Genomic DNA, 19,170 nt, shown 5'->3' with positions numbered 1-19,170 from the left:
CCCCACTGCGTGGGGACTTCTGCGTGTCCGTCGACCGGTTGCGCATCCCCGTCGGTTCACCCCCACTGCGTGGGGACTTCAGATACCATTCACGGATCTGTTCTTCAGTCCACGGTTCACCCCCACTGCGTGGGGACTTCTAGCGCGTCAATTGCAGGCGACCGTTTCGGATCGGTTCACCCCCACTGCGTGGGGACTTCATCTCCCGCCCATGGATCGACCCCGATCGCGCCGGTTCACCCCCACTGCGTGGGGACTTCGGTGCATTAGGAGGCCTCCTCGTCGAGTTCGGCGGTTCACCCCCACTGCGTGGGGACTTCCCGTAGAACGCTCGCTACGCGCCCCACAGTTGCGGTTCACCCCCACTGCGTGGGGACTTCTTAGTGCTGTTTCTGGAAGCAAACCTCACCTGCGGTTCACCCCCACTGCGTGGGGACTTCCAGCAGGCATTTTAGGCACCGCCGCCGGTGAACGGTTCACCCCCACTGCGTGGGGACTTCGCTGTATGAGTCCCAGGCTCCCTGCTCGTCGGCGGTTCACCCCCACTGCGTGGGGACTTCACTCTCTTACCTGGGTTTTCTTAGCTACGTTATCATTTCGTGATAACCAGGGCACTGCTGAGTCTGATTGAAGATCCGACTGATTTCCTCGAAACCGAACAAGAGTCAAGCCATCGAAATCGTCCAACGATCGCCGCCGCTCCCCTGCTGTTTCCATGAGAAAATTCTGTTCAGATTTGTTTGACCGTATAAGCACTGCCGCACCGTCCTGAACGGATTCTGCTACAAGCTCCCAAAGTTGATCGCGTATTCGTGCAGAGATCGCCCCTACGAATAGCCCCGGCATAGGCTCGATCATCCAGCGTCGCAAGGCCCCTTCAACATGGTCAGGCACTGCTGTTGTAGAAATAATGCACATTTTCGGCATTCTGGATTTTCCTCCTAATCAGCGTAGTTGCGACCCGCTTCAACAGCGCCTACGACTGGATCCCATAGGTGAACTAGGTTGCGATGTGACCGTTCATGTACACCATCCTCCACACCCTCTTCCGGCGTCAATATATATTTGATGTCGTCAATAATACGAGGCATGAGTTTAAACAGCTGAAGTCCTTCCCTAAGCCGGATGCGAGCCTCGCGTTCTGGATCAACCGAGGAGTGCAGAGAGAAAGCCAGGGGTATCGTAAGTTCTGCCTTGTAGATATCAGCAATATCGTAAACAAATGCGAGGGCTTTGCCCTTATGTATGAACCCGAGTCCAGGTGATGCCCCTATGGCTGTAATTGCACTGTGGACGATCCCGTATAGGCATGTGTTCGCAGCAGAGAGGGCTTTATTGACTGGGTCAGACTCTTCCCAATCATGGGGATCGTAATTTCGTTTAAACGGTCGTAGGCGATGTTGTTGAGCGTGGGTTCGGTATAGCGCTTTCATGCGCTGGCCTTCGAATCCACGTAGCCGGTCGATGGTGACGTTCGAGGGGAGTCTGTCGGGAAATCGTGTTTGGTACAGTCGCTTAGCTACCTCTAGGTGCTGATTCGGATCTGCCCAGTTGCTGGCTTGTTGCTCTAGCCAACGACTGTTATGAGAGTCGGAAATTGTGGAAGCATACGCTCGAACACCGCCATCGCCAGCGTGCACAACTGTAGTGCCGTGGCGCGCCAGCGTGGCCTGTGCCGGGGTGGTGATCGATGTTCCCGGCCCTAGGATTAGGCAGGAAAGCGCTGCGGTAGGAAGCGATACGGTGTCAGTACGGTTATCGGCTGCGATGAGGGCCGTAACACCGGTATCATCTTGGATGACTCGACAGAAATTGATATACAGGAATGATAGGGAGTCGGCAACACGCGGGATCAATGCGAGAGTAGGTCGATTGAGTCTGGCGCGTGGATCCCCTACGTTGGTTGTCATTGTGGCCGTTCCTTATGCTGGTTTGAGCGTGAGCAGGCCAGCGCCATAGGCCTTACCGCGACCTATTCCGTTGATGATGGCTGACGTGAGTGCGTCCGGATCGGTGATGACCGCTGTGCCGGTGAATTCGACGAGTTTAAGCTCTCCGCGGTTACGGTCGTGGTTACGTTGCAACGGGGGCCATGTGGGTTTGTGGTATTCGCACGTGTCGAGATCGAGGCCTGCCCGGCGGGCACGATTATGCCACCATTGGCGATCTTTTCCTGGTGGCATGGCTTTACGCACTGATTTGACTCGACCTTTTCGGGTTGTGACCTTAACGTGTTCGGTCGGGTTCAACGTGGCGTGGTAAGCGACGCGCATGCCTTTGTCGATGACTTGCAGCATGGGTGTGAGCGACCGGGTTTCGACCGTCCCCCACTTTGGGGGTATTTCGCCAACGCGGAGCTGTTCGGTCGACTGAATAAAAACGGTGGGCTGATCCGATGTGTCCACGCGGTAGAGTAGGTTGGCTTTAGATCGTGCCTCGTCGCCAAGTCCGTCGGGCACTAGTTTCATGATGGTGCGGTGCATATCGTTCATAGATCGCAAGCATTGACGTGCGCCAGGGTGGTGCGGATTCATACGGATACGCGCTAGGGTTAGGTCCGTCATTCCTGGGTTCCTTCCATATAATCCGACAGGGCTTCGGGCCACGGTTCTTCTGTTACCAGACTGCTGGGCAACGGTTCCGTTGATTTCCATCGAACGTTGCGATACATGACTCGTCCAGAGCCGCTAGGTTGGTCAAATAGTTCGACCGGGCGGGAGATACGCTCCTGTGGTTGCTGTTCCCATATAAAGTCAACATCTATGGTTTCCGAGCTCACGTGAGTGGCCGTCTGTTGTAGTGGTATGCGTTGTAGAAGGTCTTCGATCGGCTCGCTTGTTTGGCGGGCAAGGAGAAACGGTTCCGCAGGGGCGCACGAACGCCGGCCAAGGTAGGGCGCGTAGATGGGACAATCGATCGCCTCTCGGAGAGCGGATAGGTCATTGTCAGGTGCTTGGACGGCGACGGTGAATGCGGCGTCGGACAAATAGGTTCGGTGCGTTTCTGCTTGGTTCGCAACATTTTTGCCGTTCGGGTTGACAGGCTGTTGCTGTCCGTTGCGGATGCCCCCGCCGACGGTGTGGTAATCGGTAACAACGCGACCGGCTCGGTCGATACGGATGGTAAACCCCAGTCTGCCAAGGAGGTCGGGCCGCCTGCCCCGAGACTGGCCGAGGCAGGCGGCGATGAGGCCCTCCAACCCTGACCGGGTGGGGTACCTGGCGGAGTCGCGATGGTTAAAACGGCTACGGTGGCCCCAAGATTGCAGGGGACCGGCAAGGCGCAGTATCAGACCGTTCATCGTTGGTCTCCGTTGTTGTCCAATGCGACGGCCACGGCTTCAGCGATGGCATCGTCGAATGCCTTGTACTGTGTTCCTAGGTCCTCGTGTGTTGTTTCGTCGAAGCTGGCGTAGCCGTTGAACAGGTCACCGCGCTGTTTGGTGAAGTTTTTCAGCCTCCGGATGTGTGTGTTGAGCGCCTCCTTGGAAGGTTCCATATATCCGCTGGTGCCGCGGTTGACAATCGGTTTTTCGAATGCGGCCGCTGCAGAAAAAGGGCGCCCTTCTCGCACGGTCATGTACACGAGGTTGGGGAGCGTGTGGGGCGCAGTCGAGTTCTTCTTCGCTTGCGGATTGTATTCGATTATGCAGGCCAACAGAGTGGTCAAGGCTTCTTTGAGCGTATCGCGGTCAGCGGGTGTGTCAGTGAGTTTGTTGTCGCGGGCGGTATTTGCGATGAGATCGGTTATGTTCACAGTGGCGTATCGGTAGAATGTGCCGGTAGCCAGTTCACTTGCTTGCATATAGGCGGTGGCGGTGTTCGCAGCACCGTCGGCGAGCGTTTCCCAATCGTCAACGGCAGTGAACGAGTCCAGTTGTGGTTCCGCAGCGTGAGTACTAAACGCGTGAGCGACACCCAGGCTGCCGTCGATGCCGGCGTCGGGAACTTCGGTGAGCATACGTCCGAACATGTCAACAACAATGTTCGACGACAAAAATATTCTATTGACTTTCTTCCGGTCGAGGATCGGTGCGCTGCGGGTTTCGGTGACATCACTGGCGGCGATCGTGTCACGGTAGCGGTCGCACAGTTCAGCGAGGCTGTAGAGAGCCTGTTCGGGGAGGAATACGAGAGAGGCGGTCTTCCGTTCCTTCTCAGAGTCGTCCCTGGTCCCACCAGTTGCGACCAACTTGCCCTTCAGCGCTTCTGAAACGTGGCTCCACGCCGCCTCAGCAGCCTCCGCATCCCATCCATAGTCGTTGATGAGACTGTTGGCGAGCCGTTGGGGCCAGCGCCTGGAGCGGATGGCGCGTTCGGCTAGTCCCGACTCGAAGTCGAGGCGATGGTGTCGTTTCAGGTTTTGGCTGGAAATCCGCATCCGCAAATGGCCGCCATAGTAGACGTCTTTGGGACGACCGTGCTGGTCACGGTTCGGAAGTGACGCCGGGAACGCTTGCAGCATATGCACGCCGATGTGGATGGGTTTCGAAACAGCGATGTTTATGTTGTCGTTCACGATGAATCCTGTTCGTTGTCGATTCGTCTAATGCGGTGGGATCGTGCTTTTTGACGGTGATGGCGAAATCGAAATACCAGTTATTGAGTACATCGTCGCGCCGATAGGTCCAGTCGGTGAGGTCACGTGTAAGACGCTCCCAGCTGAACAGAACGCCGGTTCGGGCAATATGCGCTATCACTGGGGGCAATTGGCGGTTAATCAAATCAAGGTCACGGTAACTGAACCAGTCGAGTTGTCTTTGAGCGCTTCCCTTGGCAAGACCGTCAGGGTGAAACGCCAGTTCCCCCAGTGATGTGCCGAGACTGGGTCCGCCATGATCGTCGGTCGGGGTGACAGCGACCAGATCCGGGTGGGTGGCGATCAGCGACGCGACAATATACAGGGGAGAGCGGATATAACTCTTGAGGTCATTGTCAAGGAAGGACACCAAGTGGCGGTGCATGCGACGCCAATGGCGTCGAGGTCGACCAAGACCATCGCGCAAATCAACACGCGCTTGCGTATCACTCGCGCAGAGTGTACGAACGGCCGGTATGAACGCCGCGATATCTGCCTTAGATCGAACTGGCAGGCTGGGATCGTCGGTCATGGCGTGTCCTTTCAGAATGATTCAACTCCGTTTGGGTTGGCGTGGTTTTTCGGCCCACAAGCGTGACCAGGCATCGGCAAGAGCGGCAGCGCCGGGATGCGTGCGTCGGTGATGATGGAGAAGTGATGCGAGTGATTCGAAGGCGGATCGGACGACCGCATTCCACACAGTGTCGTCATCGTTGGTGCTGATGTGTGACCAAAACAGGTTCTCAGCATGTTCCCAGTAGGCTGCCATCACCGGTTCGGTCAACATCTTCCATGGGGCGGAACCGGATTCGTTTTTTCTTGTAGAGTTGCCGCTGATGGCCACCCAAGTGTTGTAAGCGACCCTCTCAAGGGTCCGGCCTACTTGTTCGATAATCATCACCGTCCGCGCGAAACGGCCAGCGGCAGTGGGATCACTTTGTTCCAAATAGTGCGTCAGTCCGGGAAAGGTGACCGAATCCCATTGGTCATTGCGGGCCTGATCGCTGGCAAGCGCGTACGTGCGGATCCCAAACTGACTGCGCAAAGTGGACGGGAGCTTCGCAAGGTCGGTGATAACACTGGGCTGACGTCGCCGTGGCGCTACAGTGAGCACAGCGTCCAGCTCTCGCCAGAGTGCTCGTCCGGTGGACATTTTCCGTGGTGCGGTGTCATTCTTTTTCTCTTCCCACACCATGTACGGGTCAGGAGCTCCTTTTATGTTCTTCGTGACTGCGGTGGTGAGATATCCGTCGATGAAGCTCGTTCGATTGCTGTCGGGGACGAGCAGCACAGCGTGAGTCCAGGAACGCGTCCACGCACTGTGCGGCCACACCGGCTCCAATTGCGGTCCAACTGGAGCAACATCTGCCGTTTCCCATGGAAACGGCAGATGAGGATCAGGGCGCCCAAACGTGTCATCAAAAGCGGGAAGGCCCGCAATGAGCGTGGTGTATAGATTTTTTCCCCAAGGATGAAATGAAATACCCCGCCGTGCTGGAGCATTAAAAGCCTCACTCTTGGCGACTCCGGAGGAAATAACACGTGGCGTGTTCTTCCCACCAGCGGCGTAATTCAATTGCGACAGGATCGCCCAGAACCCTTCGTCCAGGCTGAGCGGGGTGGGGTTGTGATTTGTATGGTGAGAGAACAAAAGCATTTCGTTATTGCCACTGCGGCGTTCAAACTCCAGCTTGTTGATCCCCGAAGTGACCGGAGTTGTCGTCGATTGTTTCTGGCCTTTCACCTTTTTCGTCGTCTTCGATACGCAGTCATCAGCCAGTCGCTTATCTTGCAGAAACGGACGTTTGTTGTCAACAAGGTCCCAGCAGTGTCCTGAAGCGGTGAAGTACTCATCGATGGCCTCAGGCGGGAAACGACCAGCCTCCAACAGGTCGTTGCGAACTTTAAACCACGTTCGAGGCTCATCACAGGCAAGATCGATATCGGCGAGATCCGGGGCTATTCTCGTTGCGATACGCCACGTGAAAGCGTAGAGCAAGCGCAACAGACCGGATTCGGCAACCGGACTCGGGCCGTGAACGTCGACGATCAGATGGGCATCGATGATCAATTGGGTAATGCTAATGTGTCGCGGTTGGGATTCTCCGTGGTAGGTGACAGGGATGAACGGTTCAATGACGACGTTGAACATAATGTGTAGTCGCTTTCCTGTTACGCACGCCGGTGACGGACAAGACCGAGGTCAGGGTCAAGATCGAGATCCCAATCCCTGGTGCGGACTGGACAAGCGCGTCCCTGACGGTCAATGGGTTGGGCGAGTAGGGTGACGTGTTTAAGATGTGCATCGTTGTCCCATTGTGTGGGTCGGTGTGGTTGTGGTAGTCCGATGGTCATGGACCGCTCCAGGTTGAACGTTCGGGCCATGATGGCGCGAACAGCCCAGTCGTAGTTGTCGTTTTCAATGTCGGGGACGGGGTTGACACCCGTGGTATCGAACGTGAGCGTACCGTCGTGTTGACGAAAGCACGCAAGGACACGAACCGTGTCAATCCCCAGGCGCGCCGACAGTTTCCGCTCCTCGCGCGGTTGCAGTGGATGGAGCAAAGATAGTGGATAGGCCCGGTTTGGGCCAGGTATGGCCGTCCGGACACCTTGTTGGCGCTTGGTCTCAGTAGTGATCATGTAGTCGCCGGCTAGCGTGTCATCTTCGATGAGAGCACAATTCATGAGGTCAACATCGTGGACGCTTTCGACTAGACGCTGAACATCGTCGGGGATGGAAACAGTGGTGAGACCATCAAGTGTGCGGGTGGTTTGATGGAGAAGATGATGATGGTAGATTCCATCCCTTCCTCCCCATCGCCTTGGAATCGTGTTGGGGTTCAGCACGATAAGTCGTGGTTCTGTAGACCACGCGGGTCGCCACAACCGGTGGCGCCAGCAACGGCCGAGGCGCTGCAGCAGCATCGCCATTGGGGCTAGGTCAGAGATCATGAGATCACAGTCGTAGTCCAGCGCCGACTCCAAAAGGGGTGTTCCGACAACGATCAATCGTTCCCCGGCCTCCACGGTAGCTTTTCGGCCTCGTTTATAGTCGAGTCGCTCCAGGCGGGCACGGCGTTCGTTGTCGGGCATGCGTGCGTGAATCAACAGGATCTCGACAGGTATTCCTCGTTGTTCGAAATGCTGATGTACCGATTGATAGGTAGCTTGAGCATCGTCGACGGTGTTGCATACCACTGCAGCGCACCCGCCGTCTGCGTCCCCCACCCTCGCGACGTGATCGATAACCGTATCGAGCCGGTTAGTATCGTCGATTGCGTTGGCGCTGGTGGAGACTACGGGCTCGGTTGTGATCGAGGCAGGGTGACGTTGATATGCGTCGCTCCGTGGCTGATCGTCTACTGGCGCGGTGAAACGGATAGGTTGACCCGACGCTGGTGCGTACAGCCATCCTGGGTAGGGGACGCTCAAGTCAAGTTTATTCAGTGCACTGCGACGGCGACCCGCACCACGCAGATAGCTCGATACGAGTGCGGTTGAGATTGATGGAGGCAGGGTCGCCGACAAGAGAATCACGTTGGTTCCAAACGCGCCCAACCATTCCAGTGCTCGACCCACTAGGGCTTGCATATACGGGTCATAGGTGTGGGCCTCGTCGACGACAACTGTTTTCCCAGATACGGCGAACAGGCGCAACATGTTGAATTTCGACGGCTGTACAGCCTGCAGCACCTGGTCGATCGTCGAGGAAACAAACGGAGCCAATAGTGGTCGGTGCCGACGTCTCAGCCATTGGTCCGGAGCATCACCGTCACCACAATCGTCATCACCCGTAGCGACCGGAGCGGTCAAGTTGGTCGCATTATACTGTTCGTGTAGCCAGGCGTTGGAATGGGCCAGCGTCACCGTGTCGGTTTCTGCGTATGTCGACGCCCATTGGTGGAGACGCCCCCATTGTTGGTCGGCAATTCCTTGAGTCGGCAGCAACGACACAAGCCCGACACTTCCAGCCTGTTCGAAAATACTGCTGGCTACGTGTGTTGCTTCGGTCTTCCCTTCCCCTGGAGGGGCCGTCACGACAAGACAGCCGGGCGTGTTCGATTCGATATGTGCAGCGAGGTCGGAGGCGATTGATTTTTGCAGCCAGTTGGGAGGATCGAACGGCAGTAGCGTCAACGGGTCAACACGGCGAGGCTGAGGTTGGATGAGGCCGATGCGTTCAAGTTCAGCTTCTGCTGCATGCGAACTGGCCGCATAGTGGTCGTCGATGCTTGTGGAGTTCCGGTACAGCAATGGCAGGATAAAGTGCGTCTGAGAGGCGACCCAATCGCTGAGGATCACACCGCCGGTGATCAGGATGGCACCAGGAGCACTAATTTCTTGGACGTCGTGGGGCCGACCGGCTAGGCGGAAAATTGTGTTCAGGAAATGGCGCTGCTGTTCAACCCAAACGGCTCCTCCTAGCAGCTGTTCAGTTCCTTCCGCTGGTGTATACCGCCACGGAGACTCGCTGTATCGACCATGGTGTCCGGTCACGATTTCCGAAACTATGCTAGTGATACTGAATATATCGTTGTCGGTAAACCCCAGTTCAGGGAGCAACAGCCGCAATCCCAACTCCCCCGCGAGAGGGTGTTTAATGTTTTCCGTGACTTCGTGGGAAGCGTCAACGAGATCACTGGAGACAGTTGCCCACGCGCGGATGTTTTGGCGTTGGAAGGAGTCCGATAGCTTTCCAATATCATGAATTCCCGCTATGAAAACAAAGAATGCCTTGGCGCACTCTAGATCATCATGACACTCGAGTGACTCTGCAATCACGGACTTCTGACCCGAGGTGAGGTAGTTATCCCAGATTTTTTCAGCAACAGCCATTGTATCGATGGCGTGCCAGATGAGTGGATAGGGGCTGGGAAGATTCTGGTACTTGCCCCAGGGGGTGAAATCCAAACTCACAGAACAATCTCCGAGCATATGCAAGACGAACAAATGACTGCCCCATGATAATCGGACCGACCGACAAATATTATCGGCTCAATAGAGCATCTATAGTCGAACATTGTGTTCGAATGATGCCACGATCGTATTCGGTCGCGATATTTATTGCTGTTCGTTGTACCGTGTGACAACTCCCGGGCGAGAGCACACACGACGGTCCAAAAGGTTTGATGTCGCTGCGGACATAGAGAGCCCCGTAGACGATGTTCGCCTTGCCCTGCTTGAAGTTCGTCAAAGTTGCCTACAGTGTAGTCAGATTCAGATTGTATTGGGATTCTCGACTGATTTGTGAAGCCTCAGGACATGCTTGACACCAAGATCTCTGAAGACCTTTGACGGTCTCTCTGCATGGTTTACGGGCCTATCACATTATTGACGCTTCTGGCCTGAATACGATGGGTCGTCACTTACGCGTTCTCTCCATGTCAGGTGGTACCACCGGCTGTCAACTGCGCAGCATCGCGGTCGTTTCCGCCCATCACCATCCGATTCCACCAGCTCTGTTCGTGTTTCCGAAGTGGCGGGCTCTGTCGCCGCGCCGACGATAGCCGCCACAGGCGGCCCGGGCGCGGTATCGACAGAGCCCGCCACAACGGGCACCACACGTTCGACCTGTAGATAAGAAGGGAATCGTTTCGATGCAACTGGAATTTCTACCACTGGCCGCACTGGCCGATCATGAACACAATCGCACGCTCCGCGAAGACGGTATCGCCGATCTCGCCGCGTCTTTCGACAAGGTGGGGATCCTGCAGCCGCTGACTGTCATCCCCGTCGACAACAATGAACAGGCAACCGACAGCACGGATTCACCGGCACCCTCTGGGGAGGCGACCTATACGATTGTGGATGGCCATCACCGACGTGCCGCCGCCGCACGATTGGAATGGGACACCGTACCTTGCCTGGTGGCTGACTCGCTTGACGCGGCACGTCAAATCGTGGCCATGTTGGCTGGCAACCTCACCCACACCGACATCACTCCTACCGAAGAGGCCAACGCCTATCACCAGTTGGCGCTCCTGGAGTGGGAGCCTGAACGCATCGCTGCCGAGACCGGCCGGTCGGCCCAACACGTCGAGCACTCGCTCGCTCTCCATTCTCTACCCCAACGTGCACAGGCGGCGGTCGATGATGGACATATTGATCTTGTTGCTGCTGCCAGTCTCGCCGACGTGGCCGATGATGCGGAGTTGGTCGATAAGGTCCTCACTCAGGCCGAAAAGAGCAATTTTTGGAACATTCAGCATGTTGTTCATGACGAATACGTCAAGAAAGAAAAGAAGCAGCAGGCGAAGGAGTTGTCGGCGGAGTTGACACTCGCCGGGGTGGATGTCACCTCTAGGCCCAAAGAAATCGGCTGGTTTGATTCCACACCACAGCCGATCAGTCGTTTGGTCGATGCCGACGGTACGAATCTGGCCGACCGTATCTCTGAGGGCCATCTCGATCCGGCTGATCTTCCTGGTGTGAAGGCCTACGTGGACAAGGACGGTCCCGTACCGGCACCGGTGTACTATGTGGCCGACCCCGACCGGCACGGCTACACCCGGTCCGACCGTTTCCTCACCGCCGAACAGCAACGCGCCCATGATGAGGCCGAATATGAACGCCACCAAGAACACGCGCGTCGGCAACGGCACCGCGAACGCCTGAACACCGCAGCGTCGGTGCGTCGCGATTTTCTCTGCCAGACGTTTGGGAGTCTCAAACTCTGCAAACGCCACTACCGCCGAGCGCTCAACCATGTTCTGCGCACGATGCACTGGGACAATCTCTCTGCCGAGAGTCGGCAGTTGCGCGACCGTATCGCTGGGTTCGACATCGACGACACTCAGGACCTGTTGGGCAATGATCGTCTCACGCGGGTTGCTGTCGCCACGTGGCTGGCTCACAACGAACAGGTATTTGTCAATGCCACCATCGGTTGGACCGGCGACTCACACAAAGCCCTCGACTACCTGGAAGTACTGGTAGAGGCCGGATACGGGCTCTCCGACGTCGAAGCACAGGTCGTCACCGACATACAGCCCGATCATCACCTCGCCGCCAGCGCTACTGACGACTCCACTCACCACGAGGTTGATCAGACCGACCCCGTCGAGGGTGATAACGCCACTGACGGCGACCTCCAGCCGGCCTAACCCACCAGGCACTTCTACCGTCCGGTGACGAAGTCAGCGATCAACAGCCTGGCAGTCACCGCCTCATCCTTGTCGTGCACCTGCGTCTTGTGTCCGTAAGCGAACGGCTTGCGGACACAAGACGCAGGTCGCTTGGCTCATCTTACTGTCCTAAGGAGCAATGTCATCTAAATGAATGACTCTTATTGTCTTCAGGCGTCGCGGTCGCAATGGCGCGACGTCGTCGCGTGTATCGATGCCCGTCGTAGTCACATCATCGAACGTCACGGTCACCAGTTCACTGGCACCGTTGAGTCTGATCATGACCCGTGTGGGATATGGCGCTGTCAGGAATGCCTGGCGGCACGGTTGACCGCTGTCGCCGATTTCCTGTCGGCGCGGGTGACTGAATCGGAGTGTATTGACATGAGTTCGCTGTCCCAATCAGCTACGGCGTTGGTGTTCACCAGCCTGCATCGCGCTGCCGTCCTCGACATCCAACACAGCGACGATCACCGGCGCTGGCTGCTGTGGCGCGATTTCCACACCCAACGGGGACAGTGGGGCCACCCGCCAGTCGCGGCGTCTGATTGGTTCGCTCCCCGCGACCGAGCGCGGGCTATCGCCGCCACGACCCATCCGTCTGCCAATTCCGACGACCCACCCGAAAGGCCATCGCCCACTGAGCCGGGTCAGCTGATCACTGCGGAAGGAGCGTGCTGAGGTCATGGACCAGTTTTATTTCCACACCTATACGGTGGGGGAGCCGTTTGATGCGACCGTGACGTCGTGGCAGGAGCGCCTCGATGCCATCATCGGACCGCACTCCACGATGGTGTGGCTGGCGCTGCACCATCCCACTCATGCCGAGCGTCATGCGTTTTCGCATGCGCCGGTTGAGTTCGCTTGGACCGAAGGCGAGCAATCGGCGTTTCTGTCGGTCCGGTGGATCAAGCGCCACCACCGTCGCCCGGCCACGGTGTCGGGGATTCCGTGGCAGGAGACATCGTTTTCCATTCACCGCCAACCCGCCTCCACCCGGGCCCTTCCCGGCGAATATGGCGATGCACTGCTGTGTCCGCTGATTCTCATCGATGCCGCAAACGGTCTCATCGACGCCATCCGTGCCGTCTCCTGGCCGAGTGATGCCGCCGATGCCGTCCGTCGCAGTATTCAGCGGCAACTGGACCGCTCCTATAACGCCGATGCGGAGCAGCGGTTCATTCGCTCCATGCATGCCACCTATCCCACCGCCGAGGCACTGGTGGACAATCGCGCCGACCTGCGCTGGAAGGGAGCCGGGTGGGAAGCCATTCCAGGGGGCGGAGCGGAGGCGTCCACCAGCCTCGACTAGCCATTCGTCCACCCCCGCGACCTATCGCGTGTTTATGGGAATGGAGGACTATGCGAGCCAATGTAGTCCTGTTGGTCCACATAGTCCTCCATTCCCATACAGTGTTTTCCTTTTAAGCCGTGTGTCTTAGTGCTTCACGTGTCCGACGTTGTCGACGAATGTTTTCACCACGTGTGTCGACAAGTCGTCTCCCAGTCCGGCGGCGTGGCACCATGCGTGGAGTGTTCCGGCGAAGTCGGCGATGCGCATCCAACGTCCCGTGAAACGGACGTAGGGCCGGTCATCATCGTCCAGGTATTGAAGGATCCGGTCGAACTGTTCACTACCGTCGCCGACGCTTGGCGGCATCATCCACTCCCTTTCCGCGTCTGGGGCGTCGTTGTAGGCCCCATCCCAGGGCTCATCCCATGTGTCGTCGTTCATTCAAGGTGTTCCTTTCCTATAGCGACCGTTCATGCCTGTGGTGTGGGTGTCGTTGCGGTGGGGTTGGTGTCGTGAAAGAGAAAGTCGATCATCGCCGGTACCAGCACCCGGTAGGACGAACCGATGGTGCGCACCGGGACGGGGAACTCATCGTTTTTCACCAGGTTGTAGGCCACCGTGCGGCTGATGTTCAAAATCCGCGCCGCCACCGGAACCGTGCAGGTGTTGCCCAACGCCTCAATCCGTTCTTTCGGCCAGGGGCCGGTCATGTAGTCCGGTACCCTGCTTCCTCCCTGACGCATAATCTCCTCCTCACATATTTGTTGTAGAAACAAATACTGGTGTTGTTGTCGTAACCTGATGGATCAATACTGCCGAACCCACGGGGTAACATCCAGAAATCTGCTAGAATTTGTCTTCATGACAAACACAGGGGAGTCGGGTGACGATCGGGAGGCGGTGGTCGATCCGACGGCGTTGATTGCTCATCGTATGGCGACTGTCATGAAGCAGCGTGGGATGACCGTCCGGTCGTTGGCCGAACGGTTGGCCGACATGGGGCGGGTTGATATTACGGTCCATCGTCTCTACAACATTCATAACCACCGGGTGGCCATCCCTGTCGATGTGGTGTTGGCCGTGGCGGCAGCGTTGGACGTCGCGCCGTTGGTGTTGATGACGTCAGCGACCGGCGAGGGCGACGGCTCGGTGGAAGTGATGCCGTCGCAGCAGGTGTCGCGGGAGCGGTTTAACGATTGGATGACAGCTCAGCGTCCACTACCGGGAGCTGACGTAGAGGCCTTTGCCGATCATCGCCCCGCAGGGATGAGTGTCGCTGCGGGCCATGTGTCGCCCGACGAGCGTGCCCAGGCGCTGGCACGGCACCTGTCAGATCGAGTGGCGGCGGCCGAAGAGATCATGACAACGCTGAAAGACGAAGTCACACAGTTTAGCCACGAACTCGCCGACCTCGACGAGGCCGACCTCGACGACAGTGATGAACGCGCCTTGCGTGCCTTGCAACGCCTGATGCCCAACAACGAACCCGACAGGCACAACCGCTCCTAACCCCCGTGCGACAACAGTTCTATCTCCTGGCCCGCTCCGATAGCGGCTGAACGTTGCTTGTCTGGGTGGGGGTTTCTTGCTGCGTCGCGACGGTACCCGACAGTCGTCCTGTCGGGCATGTCCGTGCGACAGCAAGAAACCCCCACCCAAGGGGGCGATGTAGAGGAGGTTTATCTCGTGTCACGATCCACCCGCCTATCCACACACTCGACAATGTTCTGTCCCGCTCCGCGCTTGGGTGAGGAGGGCGGTCGATGAGCAACGCACACACTTGGAGTGTCGGGGATGTGGTGAAAGCACGACCCCGATTGGTCGTTCCGCGTGACCCGAACAACCACCGTCGCCTCACCTGGCCGTGGTTCTATCCCGGACGTATCACCGCACTCGTCGGATCCGACGGAGTCATGGTGGAGTTCTATCCACCACGCCAGCGCCACTCCGGTCTCGTCACCCCATGGGTGTCGCCCCAAGGGTTGAGCTACACCGATCTTCACGCTCTCGACTGTCGATGCGGATCCTGCAGCGACGACAACCACCCCGACACCGGATCGGCATCCGTCTGGCCCTCCTCTGACGAACCCGACTGTTCACACTCCTCGCTACGGAAGCCTGCTTCCACAAGCGACAGCCACACCCAAGCGCGTGATCGGTCGTCGTTGAACGAGCCGCCATTTATCGGCACCGTGCAGATCGTGGCACCCACTCAACTCCGGCAGGGCGATGTCTTGCTCTTTCCACACCAGCATGTGCACCTGTGGGAACACACAAACACCGTCATCTCCGTGATCACCTGTCACGGCGTCGTCCACTTGGAGACGGGCGAACATCGAGTGGTCTTTCGCCCCGATAAGCCCGCGCCGGTCTGCAACACCGCACATGCTTCCTACGACCCCCGGTTCGCACCGGGAAGCGACGGTGAACTATCGAACGTGGAAACAGTCGTCGCTGAACGACTATTGGAAACGACCACACGTGAGTCTCAACGCCAGCATCGACACTCCCCCACGACACCGATCAGCTGACGACAGCGACGCCGCTTGCGGCCCGTGGCGGTTCCAGGGCATGCGGGCGGTGCCCCAACAGGGTCAACGCGCACGACAGACCTGTGGAACAACCGGCCGGTCGCCGGAGGCGACGCAGCCGAGCAGGGTGGGTCGCCCCCGGTGCCACGGCGATGAAATGCGGCGCTCGGACGCCACCGGCGCATTCGATAGCCGCCAACAACACGCTCCACTCTCGTGGCGTCGACCTGTCGCCGGGCCGATACGACAGCGCCAGTGGAATCCAGCAGAGCCCGATAGTGCTCGCCTGCGAGGGCGGCATGGTGGGTGAGCGCCACGGCCCGACCTGATCGACGTGGGCGGATCCTCCATGCCTGTCCTCCGCCGGTGGGGGCGGCTGGTGTTCTCTGCCCCGGGTGCGCCGTCTGTGGGTGATACACGCTACCCGACGGCCGCTCAGGCACGCGCCGCCTGCGGCGTCGCTTGCAAGGGGGACCGGGACCTTTTTCTTCCTCCTCCGTCGTCACAAAAAGCCCACCGGCCCCCTTGACATCCCTCGCTGTCCCCGTCGGGTGACGCGTCATCACCACAGCGGCACCCACCCGGGAGAGCCCCGGAGCCGCTACCCATCCGACGAGAGAGGACATAGTCATGGAGTTCAACTGCACGATCGAAGGCCGCATTGTCAAGCGCGCTCCCGAAATGCGCACCAGCCAGGCCGGCAACATCTACACCACGCTCGAACTGGTCCACAACGGCAAGCGTTTCCGCGACGCCACCGGACAATGGCGCGACGGTAAAGCCCAATGGTTCGACGTCATCTGCTTCGGCAACCTCGCCAGCCGAGTCGCCGACCTCCAGCAAAACGACATCATCACCGTCACCGTCTCCCGCATCGATTCCCGCGCGGGCGACGGTATCGCCTTCACCCAACTGGTGGCGTCCAACGTGTCACTGTCACTGCGGTTCAAACCCGCCACCTCGATCACCGACACCGCCTCCCAGGAGGCAGTCACGACCGCCGACGGCGAACAGCTCACCGCTGCCGTGGCTGGCGACCCCTGGAGTGTCCCCGCCGAGGCGACCTCCTAACACGACTGGGTGTGGGTCGGCCACGTCGGCCCACACCCGTCCGTCATATCCGCAACTTGAATTTCCACTGCTACCCACTTCGATAAGGAGCCACCATGTCCACCACCTCAACCACCCCAGCCGGTCAGCCAACAACCAGTGACGTCCTCACACGCATCGAAGCGCCAGTGGCGTTTCTACCCGCTGCAGAAGACACCGAAGTGGTATTTCGCCACCTAGACGATGAGGAACTCGATGACCTGTCCGATATCGCCACCGCCATGGGCGTGGAGCGGGTGAAGCCAATCCGCCTCGGCCGCAACTTCATACTCCACACTGACGGCGATTACAGCCACCAGCCACCGGTGTTTAACGCCGCCGCCACACTCATCGTCGCTGCCACCACCCACGGACCCTACTCCCAACCGCTACGCGTACACGGGCCCGCTCTCCTCACCGGCACAGCGGGCGGCCACAACAGGCCGTTGCACGATACCGAAATTGACAGCCTCATCGACCTCTCTACCAGCATCCTTCCAGACACCCACATCACCATCAGCGACTAACCCCTTCGTGCCGGCCACCCCCTGGGGGGGGGTGGCCGGGATCAGCAACCAGCCCATAGAGGGCCACACGTTTTTTCGATTCATGAGGAGGAAACCTGTATGTCTCGCCCTTCCCTGTCCACTCCCGCCGATATCGCCGCCACGATTCCTTATCTGATCGGCTACCGGCCCGATGACCAAATCACTCTCGTCGCGCTGCGTGGCACGACCATCGCCTACACCGCCACGACCCGGACCCACGATGAGGCCCGCGACCCGGCGATCGCCGACACGACGATCATGCATTTGACTGCCAACACCATCACCGACGTCGCCATCATCGGATACAGCGACGACGACGCCATCGACGTCAGCATTGCAGTACTGCAAGAACGGCTCCACGACGCCGGTATCTTCACTCCGGTGGTCGGCTACGTCAGCAAAGGCTGCTGGCACAGCATCCCCACCGATCAATGGAGCGGGCAGCCACTTCCCGACTCGACCGTTGCGATGTGTCACTCCATCGACAAGGGCGCCAGTGTCGCGGATAGTCGCCAATCGCTCATCGACACCCTGCAGCCGGTCGGTGCTTTCGATCGCGCCCCCATTGCTGCCGAGACGGCCCTTCTGCGCCATGCCCGCACCACCACTCAAGGGCTCGATACTGACCGTCACCATGAGGCCGCCGTATTGCTCGAGCGTCTCTGGGACGGCCAGCTCCCTCGGCCCGACACGATCGCTCAGTTCGCCGCCTACGCCATCGCCGTCAGTGACGAGTCGTTTCGCCGCCACGCCCTCCAACGTCTAGCGTCTCGTCAGCGCGCGTTGCGCGACGCCGACACGTGGATATGGGTCGCCCGACACCTCACCGACACCGCTGCTGGACACGCCTACGCCATCGTCGCTGTAGCCACCTGGTTGAGCGGCAGAAGCCTCCTGGCACACGAAGCTATTCACCAATCCCGCACCGCCGATGCCGACAACCACCTGGCACGCCTCATGTCCACCGTCGCCCACTCCACCGTTGACCCCAACGACTTCCTCCACCACTTGACCCACAGCACGAGCCTCCGCGACGCTCAATAACGGCTGTCCTTGGCCGGTCGGGGTCGTCTCCCAATCAGACTCCGACCGGCCATGGACAGCCATCATCACGCCACGAACACACCAGCGAGCCCACCCTTAACAGTCTGATGGCTCCTGTAGTTCACGCGTCCGGACCTATCAACGACTCCCGTCCACCACCACAGGCAACCGAAGCGACAGCCCAGATCGGCGATCAAGGGGTACTGCTCAAGCAACACCACGCCCACCGTCGCCTCACCAAGGCCCGTGACGTTTCGACGTATCCCGACAGCACACGCTAGGGGGTCAGAGCCCCTTGGCGTGTCCAGTTCGTTGCCTACCACGTTGCCGCACCGGGCGGTCCACTCACGAGTGCATCATGCGACCGTGGTTTCCTCTCCCACTGCCGTATCACTCGCATCGCCACGTGCTGGCTTTCCCGTGCCGGTCGTGTGCGTCTCTGGGGTGGGGTTCTTTTTCTGCCGCTGTAGTGTTCCTCTGACGTCGGCGGTAGTCATGCCGCACAATTCACCGATCGATTGGTGAGTCTCTCCCAACGCTTTCAACGCCGCCACACCATCAGAAATCGCCTCCCGGGCCTGTTCGACGATCAACTGATGGCGCACAATCTCCACCACCGTGGCCTCCACCGTCGCCTCACGCTGCCGCGCCGCCTCAATACGACGCCGCCGATGCTCCCGCGCCCGCGCCACCGCTTGCTCTTTCACCGTCGGCCCATCATTGTAACTCGAATTGATCATGCCACCGACTCTAGACACACAATTCTCACTTCAACAACTGTCATTAATCGCAATTGGAGTATCCACTATACAATTCTCACACCATCCACTATTAATTACACTCATCCATAACAAAAAACAGTACGATCCACTATAAACACGCCCTGAACAGCAACATCACTGTTATATGTAATGCAGGACATAAATGGTCAGCACACCTCTTGCACGTTCGTGAAAGAG

Annotated in this window: 20 protein-coding genes, 1 pseudogene and 1 CRISPR repeat array (1 of these 22 running past the window's edge); of the genes and pseudogenes, 9 read left to right on the top strand and 12 right to left on the bottom strand. The window is 58.5% G+C overall.

Features of this window, described 5'->3' with window-relative positions:
- A CRISPR array of direct repeats spans positions 1-560; the repeat unit is 28 nt; unit sequence CGGTTCACCCCCACTGCGTGGGGACTTC (it extends 1,693 nt beyond the left edge of the window).
- A 112-nt stretch (positions 561-672) separates the two neighbouring features.
- The 8 genes and pseudogenes from cas2e to HALAL_RS0111635 all read right to left on the bottom strand — a co-directional run.
- Positions 673-918: pseudogene (gene cas2e / locus HALAL_RS19340) on the bottom strand (type I-E CRISPR-associated endoribonuclease Cas2e); the annotation flags it as partial.
- A 23-nt stretch (positions 919-941) separates the two neighbouring features.
- A complete protein-coding gene (gene cas1e, locus HALAL_RS18190) occupies positions 942-1,910 on the bottom strand; it encodes a type I-E CRISPR-associated endonuclease Cas1e (protein ID WP_211240461.1) in 969 nt (322 codons plus the stop codon).
- Positions 1,911-1,922: 12 nt separating this feature from the next.
- Positions 1,923-2,564: a type I-E CRISPR-associated protein Cas6/Cse3/CasE gene (cas6e, locus tag HALAL_RS0111660; protein WP_029767827.1), complete on the bottom strand. Its 642-nt coding sequence runs from the start codon at positions 2,562-2,564 to the stop codon at positions 1,923-1,925.
- Positions 2,561-3,301 (bottom strand): type I-E CRISPR-associated protein Cas5/CasD, encoded by a 741-nt coding sequence (gene cas5e / locus HALAL_RS0111655; protein WP_025274177.1) that lies wholly within the window; start codon positions 3,299-3,301, stop codon positions 2,561-2,563. The genes cas6e and cas5e overlap by 4 nt, the downstream gene beginning before the upstream one ends.
- Positions 3,298-4,518, bottom strand: coding sequence for a type I-E CRISPR-associated protein Cas7/Cse4/CasC (gene cas7e / locus HALAL_RS0111650; RefSeq protein ID WP_156937725.1), 1,221 nt, complete (start codon positions 4,516-4,518; stop codon positions 3,298-3,300). Before cas7e ends, cas5e begins: the two co-directional genes overlap by 4 nt.
- Positions 4,427-5,110: a type I-E CRISPR-associated protein Cse2/CasB gene (casB, locus tag HALAL_RS17710; RefSeq protein WP_025274175.1), complete on the bottom strand. Its 684-nt coding sequence runs from the start codon at positions 5,108-5,110 to the stop codon at positions 4,427-4,429. Before casB ends, cas7e begins: the two co-directional genes overlap by 92 nt.
- Before the next feature lie 21 nt (positions 5,111-5,131).
- A complete protein-coding gene (casA, locus tag HALAL_RS0111640; protein WP_025274174.1) occupies positions 5,132-6,730 on the bottom strand; it encodes a type I-E CRISPR-associated protein Cse1/CasA in 1,599 nt (532 codons plus the stop codon).
- Positions 6,731-6,750: 20 nt separating this feature from the next.
- Positions 6,751-9,498, bottom strand: coding sequence for a CRISPR-associated helicase/endonuclease Cas3 (locus HALAL_RS0111635; protein ID WP_025274173.1), 2,748 nt, complete (start codon positions 9,496-9,498; stop codon positions 6,751-6,753).
- A 680-nt stretch (positions 9,499-10,178) separates the two neighbouring features.
- Between HALAL_RS0111635 and HALAL_RS0111630 the strand changes: the two genes are divergently transcribed.
- The 3 genes from HALAL_RS0111630 to HALAL_RS0111620 all read left to right on the top strand — a co-directional run bounded on the left by HALAL_RS0111630 (position 10,179) and on the right by HALAL_RS0111620 (position 13,017).
- Entirely contained in the window at positions 10,179-11,684 is a 1,506-nt protein-coding gene (locus tag HALAL_RS0111630) for a ParB/RepB/Spo0J family partition protein (RefSeq protein ID WP_025274172.1), read from the top strand.
- 171 nt (positions 11,685-11,855) lie between these two features.
- A complete protein-coding gene (locus HALAL_RS0111625) occupies positions 11,856-12,386 on the top strand; it encodes a hypothetical protein (protein WP_025274171.1) in 531 nt (176 codons plus the stop codon).
- A 4-nt stretch (positions 12,387-12,390) separates the two neighbouring features.
- Positions 12,391-13,017 (top strand): hypothetical protein, encoded by a 627-nt coding sequence (locus HALAL_RS0111620; RefSeq protein ID WP_025274170.1) that lies wholly within the window; start codon positions 12,391-12,393, stop codon positions 13,015-13,017.
- A 126-nt stretch (positions 13,018-13,143) separates the two neighbouring features.
- On the opposite strand, the gene HALAL_RS0111615 is transcribed toward HALAL_RS0111620, so the two are convergent.
- On the bottom strand, positions 13,144-13,440 hold the full coding sequence (locus tag HALAL_RS0111615) for a hypothetical protein (protein WP_025274169.1): 297 nt from the start codon (positions 13,438-13,440) through the stop codon (positions 13,144-13,146).
- A 29-nt stretch (positions 13,441-13,469) separates the two neighbouring features.
- Complete coding sequence (locus HALAL_RS16935) at positions 13,470-13,742, bottom strand: helix-turn-helix domain-containing protein (protein WP_025274168.1); 273 nt, start codon at positions 13,740-13,742, stop codon at positions 13,470-13,472.
- 118 nt (positions 13,743-13,860) lie between these two features.
- On the opposite strand from HALAL_RS16935, the gene HALAL_RS0111605 reads away from it, so the two are divergent.
- Both HALAL_RS0111605 and HALAL_RS0111600 read left to right on the top strand, forming a co-directional pair.
- Complete coding sequence (locus tag HALAL_RS0111605; RefSeq protein ID WP_156937723.1) at positions 13,861-14,508, top strand: hypothetical protein; 648 nt, start codon at positions 13,861-13,863, stop codon at positions 14,506-14,508.
- Between the two features lie 254 nt (positions 14,509-14,762).
- The gene (locus HALAL_RS0111600) at positions 14,763-15,530 is read left to right on the top strand and encodes a hypothetical protein (RefSeq protein ID WP_025274166.1); all 768 of its coding nucleotides are present in this window, start codon (positions 14,763-14,765) and stop codon (positions 15,528-15,530) included.
- Here the strand turns inward: HALAL_RS0111600 and HALAL_RS18645 are convergent.
- A complete protein-coding gene (locus tag HALAL_RS18645; RefSeq protein WP_156937722.1) occupies positions 15,523-15,831 on the bottom strand; it encodes a hypothetical protein in 309 nt (102 codons plus the stop codon). The two genes, HALAL_RS0111600 and HALAL_RS18645, sit on opposite strands and share 8 nt — an antisense overlap.
- A 329-nt stretch (positions 15,832-16,160) precedes the next feature.
- On the opposite strand from HALAL_RS18645, the gene HALAL_RS0111595 reads away from it, so the two are divergent.
- The 4 genes from HALAL_RS0111595 (at position 16,161) to HALAL_RS18640 (ending at position 18,492) form a co-directional block, all read left to right on the top strand.
- Positions 16,161-16,601, top strand: coding sequence for a single-stranded DNA-binding protein (locus HALAL_RS0111595; protein ID WP_025274165.1), 441 nt, complete (start codon positions 16,161-16,163; stop codon positions 16,599-16,601).
- 95 nt (positions 16,602-16,696) lie between these two features.
- Positions 16,697-17,146 carry a hypothetical protein gene (locus HALAL_RS0111590; protein WP_025274164.1) on the top strand — a complete coding sequence of 150 codons (450 nt, stop codon included), beginning with the start codon at positions 16,697-16,699 and terminating at the stop codon, positions 17,144-17,146.
- A 99-nt stretch (positions 17,147-17,245) separates the two neighbouring features.
- Positions 17,246-18,211 carry a DUF4192 family protein gene (locus HALAL_RS0111585; protein WP_025274163.1) on the top strand — a complete coding sequence of 322 codons (966 nt, stop codon included), beginning with the start codon at positions 17,246-17,248 and terminating at the stop codon, positions 18,209-18,211.
- A 107-nt stretch (positions 18,212-18,318) separates the two neighbouring features.
- Entirely contained in the window at positions 18,319-18,492 is a 174-nt protein-coding gene (locus tag HALAL_RS18640; RefSeq protein WP_156937721.1) for a hypothetical protein, read from the top strand.
- Between the two features lie 75 nt (positions 18,493-18,567).
- On the opposite strand, the gene HALAL_RS0111580 is transcribed toward HALAL_RS18640, so the two are convergent.
- The gene (locus HALAL_RS0111580; protein WP_025274162.1) at positions 18,568-18,951 is read right to left on the bottom strand and encodes a hypothetical protein; all 384 of its coding nucleotides are present in this window, start codon (positions 18,949-18,951) and stop codon (positions 18,568-18,570) included.
- Positions 18,952-19,170 lie beyond the last annotated feature (219 nt).

Source organism: Haloglycomyces albus DSM 45210 (genome assembly GCF_000527155.1).
Lineage (GTDB): Bacteria > Actinomycetota > Actinomycetes > Mycobacteriales > Micromonosporaceae > Haloglycomyces > Haloglycomyces albus.
The sequence above is the reverse complement of the archived record's forward strand: the minus strand, read 5'-3'. Positions and strand labels throughout refer to the sequence as shown.

What these genes read in the sequence shown, in the direction of transcription:
- cas1e (WP_211240461.1), bottom strand. Translation starts at nt 1,910, where the DNA reads ATGACAACCAACGTAGGGGATCCACGCGCCAGACTCAATCGACCTACT.
- cas6e (WP_029767827.1), bottom strand. Translation starts at nt 2,564, where the DNA reads ATGACGGACCTAACCCTAGCGCGTATCCGTATGAATCCGCACCACCCT.
- cas5e (WP_025274177.1), bottom strand. Translation starts at nt 3,301, where the DNA reads ATGAACGGTCTGATACTGCGCCTTGCCGGTCCCCTGCAATCTTGGGGC.
- casB (WP_025274175.1), bottom strand. Translation starts at nt 5,110, where the DNA reads ATGACCGACGATCCCAGCCTGCCAGTTCGATCTAAGGCAGATATCGCG.
- casA (WP_025274174.1), bottom strand. Translation starts at nt 6,730, where the DNA reads ATGTTCAACGTCGTCATTGAACCGTTCATCCCTGTCACCTACCACGGA.
- HALAL_RS0111630 (WP_025274172.1), top strand. Translation starts at nt 10,179, where the DNA reads ATGCAACTGGAATTTCTACCACTGGCCGCACTGGCCGATCATGAACAC.
- HALAL_RS0111625 (WP_025274171.1), top strand. Translation starts at nt 11,856, where the DNA reads ATGAATGACTCTTATTGTCTTCAGGCGTCGCGGTCGCAATGGCGCGAC.
- HALAL_RS0111620 (WP_025274170.1), top strand. Translation starts at nt 12,391, where the DNA reads ATGGACCAGTTTTATTTCCACACCTATACGGTGGGGGAGCCGTTTGAT.
- HALAL_RS0111615 (WP_025274169.1), bottom strand. Translation starts at nt 13,440, where the DNA reads ATGAACGACGACACATGGGATGAGCCCTGGGATGGGGCCTACAACGAC.
- HALAL_RS16935 (WP_025274168.1), bottom strand. Translation starts at nt 13,742, where the DNA reads ATGCGTCAGGGAGGAAGCAGGGTACCGGACTACATGACCGGCCCCTGG.
- HALAL_RS0111605 (WP_156937723.1), top strand. Translation starts at nt 13,861, where the DNA reads ATGACAAACACAGGGGAGTCGGGTGACGATCGGGAGGCGGTGGTCGAT.
- HALAL_RS0111600 (WP_025274166.1), top strand. Translation starts at nt 14,763, where the DNA reads ATGAGCAACGCACACACTTGGAGTGTCGGGGATGTGGTGAAAGCACGA.
- HALAL_RS18645 (WP_156937722.1), bottom strand. Translation starts at nt 15,831, where the DNA reads ATGCCGCCCTCGCAGGCGAGCACTATCGGGCTCTGCTGGATTCCACTG.
- HALAL_RS0111595 (WP_025274165.1), top strand. Translation starts at nt 16,161, where the DNA reads ATGGAGTTCAACTGCACGATCGAAGGCCGCATTGTCAAGCGCGCTCCC.
- HALAL_RS0111590 (WP_025274164.1), top strand. Translation starts at nt 16,697, where the DNA reads ATGTCCACCACCTCAACCACCCCAGCCGGTCAGCCAACAACCAGTGAC.
- HALAL_RS0111585 (WP_025274163.1), top strand. Translation starts at nt 17,246, where the DNA reads ATGTCTCGCCCTTCCCTGTCCACTCCCGCCGATATCGCCGCCACGATT.
- HALAL_RS18640 (WP_156937721.1), top strand. Translation starts at nt 18,319, where the DNA reads ATGGCTCCTGTAGTTCACGCGTCCGGACCTATCAACGACTCCCGTCCA.
- HALAL_RS0111580 (WP_025274162.1), bottom strand. Translation starts at nt 18,951, where the DNA reads ATGATCAATTCGAGTTACAATGATGGGCCGACGGTGAAAGAGCAAGCG.